Source organism: Nocardia sp. NPDC004722 (assembly GCF_053601505.1).
The window spans coordinates 1-4572 of the sequence record NZ_JBSGBY010000645.1 but is presented as its reverse complement, the minus strand read 5'-3'; the positions used below and the strand labels follow the sequence as shown (position 1 = coordinate 4572).

Annotated in this window: 4 protein-coding genes; all 4 read right to left on the bottom strand. The window is 68.1% G+C overall.

Annotated features, from left to right (window positions below; genetic code table 11):
• Positions 1-1072, bottom strand: a 1072-nt coding sequence (locus ACWELQ_RS38825) for a DoxX family protein (protein ID WP_452401998.1), incomplete at its 3' end; no start/stop codon positions are given.
• Between the two features lie 134 nt (positions 1073-1206).
• Positions 1207-2553, bottom strand: a complete 1347-nt coding sequence (locus tag ACWELQ_RS38820) for an acyltransferase family protein (RefSeq protein WP_452401997.1) — start codon at positions 2551-2553, stop codon at positions 1207-1209.
• Entirely contained in the window at positions 2550-3422 is an 873-nt protein-coding gene (locus ACWELQ_RS38815; RefSeq protein WP_452401996.1) for an SGNH/GDSL hydrolase family protein, read from the bottom strand. The genes ACWELQ_RS38820 and ACWELQ_RS38815 overlap by 4 nt, the downstream gene beginning before the upstream one ends.
• Positions 3423-3581: 159 nt before the next feature.
• A complete protein-coding gene (locus tag ACWELQ_RS38810) occupies positions 3582-4493 on the bottom strand; it encodes an SGNH/GDSL hydrolase family protein (RefSeq protein ID WP_452401995.1) in 912 nt (303 codons plus the stop codon).
• Positions 4494-4572: the final 79 nt, after the last annotated feature.

Below are 4572 nucleotides of genomic sequence, written 5' to 3'. Positions count from 1 at the left end.
GGTCCCGCTGCGCGTCGTCCGTGCGGTGGGTGGTGACCGCCTGCGGGAGGTCGAAGACGATGCGGCGCAGGCGGTCCGCGGGATCCCCGCTGTACTCGGTGACATCCCAGATGCCGTACAGCGGCGAGTGCGGGCGGCCGTCACCGTATTGCGCCCAGGCGTCGTGGCCCTCGGAGACGGTGGTGCCCAGTAGCCACAGTCCGACCAGGACCTGCGTCGCGAGCAGAATCCTGTTCGCCCGTGCCCCCGTAACCAGTCCCTCCGGCTCGCGCACCGACACCGCGCGGCCGATCAGCGCCCGCAGGATCCGCACGATGTCCGGGGCCGCCAGCACCACCGCGTACACCAGCAGCTGGAAAGAGAACAGTTTCACCGGCACGTCGAAGGTGAGGTTCAACAGGAACACCTGCATGGCCACCACCACCGCCAGCACCGCCCCGACGCCCGCGGTGACGGGCAGGATCAGCAGCAGCCCGGCCACGACTTCCGCTGCGCCCAAGGACATCTCGTAGGGTTTCGACGCGGCGGTCTGCGACCACAGCACCGTCATCGGGCTCATGTCCCCGAACGGTTCCACCAGCCGCTCCAGGCTGAAGGCCATCTGCGAGGGCAGCAGTTTGGTCATGCCGTACAGCAGCAGCGCGCCGACCAGTGCGAAACGCAGCGTCAGCCGGAACCAGCCGTAGAGGCGCGCGTAGTTCGGGCGCGCACGATCCAGCACCGACCAGACGGCCGTGATCGGCACGGCGACCAGCAGCCAGGTGAACGCCGACACCCAATTCGCCGCCGTATCACCGCTTCCGGTGGCAGCCCACGAGATCCGGGTGCCGAAGACGTGCTCGCCGAGCCAATCGGTGAGCGGATGCAGACCCGTCCACTCGGCGACATCGAGCACCGTCTGCGTCGGCACCCCGAGCGAGCGCAGCAGCGCGTGGAACACCAGCACCCCGGCCATGCCGACCCCGAGCACCACGAAGGCGTATCGAAACACGATGCGGAGCAGCGGATTCCAGCGCCGCTCCGAGGTCTCGCCCGTCTCCGCGGCCGCCTCGGCGACCAACTCCGCAACCACGCCGTTCCCTCCGTCACCGCCACAAAATCCTTGCGGCGGTGAACGTTAGGTCGGCGCCGGGCGGGCCGGTACCCGGCAAATGCGGTGCCCCGATGTCCGGTGGCACCACACCCGCTGCCCCCGGAATCGGGGCGTCAGCGACGTTTCGGGCGGGCGAAGCGGTTCATGATCGGGAGATCCACCCAGTGGTAGAGCAGCCCGGCCAGGGCCGTCGAGACGGCCATGCACAGCAGCGAGAATCCGGCCCAGCCGAGGATGCCGAACTCCCTACCGCCGATCAGGTATCGGGTGACCACGACCATCACCGGGAACTGGATGAGATAGAAGGCGAAGGACACATTGCCCAGCCACACCACCCAGCGATGGGAACTGATGCCGCGGATTCCGGCCAGATCACGAGTGGCCATGGTGGCGACCACCGCGGTCATCGGCGCGAGCATCAGCGCCGACATCTTGAAGTTCACCGGCACCACCCAGGTCGCCGCGAACGAGGCGGCCAGGGCGATCAGCGGCCAGGTGAGTTTGGTGTTGCGCCAACGGCCTTCGATCACCATGCGGGCGGCCAGCACGCCGAGGAAGAACTCCGGCAGGCGCGAGAGCGGGAAGGTGTAGCTCAGCCAGTAGGAGCGGGCCACCGGGATGTCGGGCTGCTGGAACCACGCCGGGGAGGCGTGCAATTCGTAGTGCGGCGAGACATTGCCGGGGACCAGGCGCGGGGCGAACGCGTTCGCGATGCGCGAGGAGGAGAACGCCTCCGACAGGCTCGACGGGCCGTTCACGAACAGGAAGTACGAGGTGTGCAGGGCCAGGATGCCGACCATGAGCAGTCCGGCGGCCAGCATCAGCCGGTGCGTCGGGATGCGCATCACCAGTGGCAGCACCAGCGGAAAACTGAAGTAGAACAGCACTTCCGCGGCCAGCGACCAGGACGGGACGTTCAGGCCGCCGACCGTCGTCCACTTCGGCACCCAGGTGTGCACCAGCAGCAGGTTCGGCACCCACACCGCCAGGCGATGCAGCGGCACGCTCGCGGCCACGATGAACGCGGCCGCGCCCAGCAGATGCGTCGGCCAGATCTTCAGCACGCGGCGGCGATAGAAGTCGCGCATCCGCATGCCCGGCCGGAACGACCAGTAGATGATGAAACCCGACAGCACGAAGAAGAAGGTGACGCCCGCGGCGCCGAGCTGCATCGGGATCCACTCGTGGATGTGGCGGAACAGCTCCGACTTCTGGAACGGGTAGACCGGCAGGAACACCAGAGCGTGCAGGACGAAGACCGCGAACGCCGCCCACCAGCGGCCGCCGGTCAGGGACGGCAGCGCGGGGCGCGCCCCGCGGGTAAGCGCGGCGGTCGACTCCGGGGGCGTTTCGACGACCCTCGGCGTGACGGTCAGCACCGGTGAGATCGGCTGGGCGGCAAAGGCTTCCGGTGCGCTCGGCGCGCGGGTCCCCGGCATGACTTCGGGTGGACGGGTCATCGTGCGTACCTCTCGTACAGTGCGTTGGCGATCACCGCGTCGCCCTGGGGAGCCGGATGGAAGGGCAGGCCCGCGAGATTGATCTGCGGGTCGAAGACCCCGTTGACCCACTGCTGCGGGGTGCACAGTCCGTGTCCGGCGGTGAGCGCGCGGGAGTCGAGGAAGTCGACCTGCGACTGTGCGGCCGCCTCGCGTTCCGCCTGGTCCATGCGGTTGAAGTACTCGACGACCGTGCGGCCCTTGGGCTGGATGAAGCCGAGTCCGGCGAGGTCGACGCAGATGGCGTCCGCGTCGGGCCGGAACAGCTCGGGGTAGCCGACGATGACGATGCGCGCGGCGGGGGCGTAGTAGCGGATGTAGGTCACGACCTTGCTGATGCGCGCGGCGTATTCGGCGCCGGTGATGGCGTGCGGGTCGGCCATCCGGCCCTCGGCCACCGCGTCGGGGCCGCAACCGCCGGTCACGTCGTAGAAGCAGCCCTCGGTCGACTTCCACGGGGACAGCTCTTGGCCACCCCACTGGTCGTTGAAGCCGAATTGCACCGTGACCAGCTTGGTTTCGGGACCGAACGCGCCCGCCTTGGCGGCGTTGGCGGCCTGGACGGTCAGCGTGTAGCTGTCGCCGCCCTCGATCGCCGCGCCGGGACAGGATTGGTTCCAGACCTGATCGCTGTCGGCGGGCAGGCCCATCAGCGCGCTGAGCTGCACGGGCCAGGCCGTGTCGCCGTGATCGCACTTCTTCTCACTGGAGAACGGCGTCCAGCCGTTGGCCGAGAACGAATCGCCCAGGATGACAAGTGTTTTCCCGGCCGGGGCCGGAGCCTTGCCCGTGGCGGTCGAATCGGCGTGCGCGCCCGCGGTTCCCGTCATGACCGCTGCGATGGCCACGACCGCGGCGCACAGCGAAGCCGATGCGCCTGGGAGACGGAACTTCATGGAACCCTCGAATCGCAAATTGAACAATGAGTCTTTCAGTTTTGCGCGGAGTGTACAGAGACGAGTGGTGGACGTGAGATCCGTTGCGGCGGATCAGCGTCCGTAGCGGTCGAAGACGGCATTGGCGACGACGGCGTCACCCTGACTCGACGGATGGAAGGGCAGGCCGTCGATATCGGTGTGCAGGTCGAAGACCCCGTTCAACCACGGCTGCGACGAGCAGAGACCGTGGCCGGTCGTGAGCGCACGGGCATCGAGGAAGTCGATGCCCAGCAGCTGAGCCGCTTCGCCCTGCGCTTGCTGGATGCGGTCGAGGTACTCCACCACCGCGCGGCCGCGCGGATTGACGAAGGGCGCGACCCCGAGGATGTCGAGGCAGACGGTGCTGCTGCCCGGGGCGAAAAGCTCCGGATACCCCACCAATACGATGCGCGCGTTCGGCGCGTAGTACTTGATGTAGGTGACGACATTGCTCATGCGCTTGGCCATCAGCGCACCGGAGACACCGTTGAAGTCGGTCATCCGGCCCTGGTCGACCGCGTCCGGATCACAGCCGTCGGCGAGGTTGAACACGCAGCCCTGCAACGAATTCCACAGCGTCTGATCGGACTTGCCCCACTTGTCGTTGAGTCCGAACTGCAAGGTCACCAGTTTGGTGTCCGGGCCGAAAGCACCCTCCTTGTCCGCGCGCTGCGCCTGCTGGGCCATGGTCCAGCCGGGACCGCTGTCGATCGACGCGCCCGGACACGACGGGTCGTCGACCCGGTCGGTGCCGTACACGCCCATCAGCTTGGCCAGTTGCACCGGCCAGGCGGTGCGCCCGTGCAGATTGCAATCGTCCCGGCCCGTGAAGTGGTCCCACTCGTTCGCGGAGAACGAATCACCCAGCACCACAAGCTCTTTGCCGGCGGGAGCCGGATCGGCTCCCGCCCCGCCCGCGGCCGTCACCGAAGCCGCGAGCGCCACCGCGGTGACGCACAGCCACCGCACACTGTTGCCCAGCACCTACTCGTCCGCTCAGTACCCGGCGCGCGGCTCGAATCCGGGCGCGTCCAAGGTCGGCGGCGCGGCGGGCTTGGGGGCC

Bases quoted from the DNA above. Each gene is read 5' to 3' on its own strand.
- ACWELQ_RS38820 (WP_452401997.1), bottom strand. From the start codon at position 2,553: ATGACCCGTCCACCCGAAGTCATGCCGGGGACCCGCGCGCCGAGCGCA.
- ACWELQ_RS38815 (WP_452401996.1), bottom strand. From the start codon at position 3,422: ATGACGGGAACCGCGGGCGCGCACGCCGATTCGACCGCCACGGGCAAG.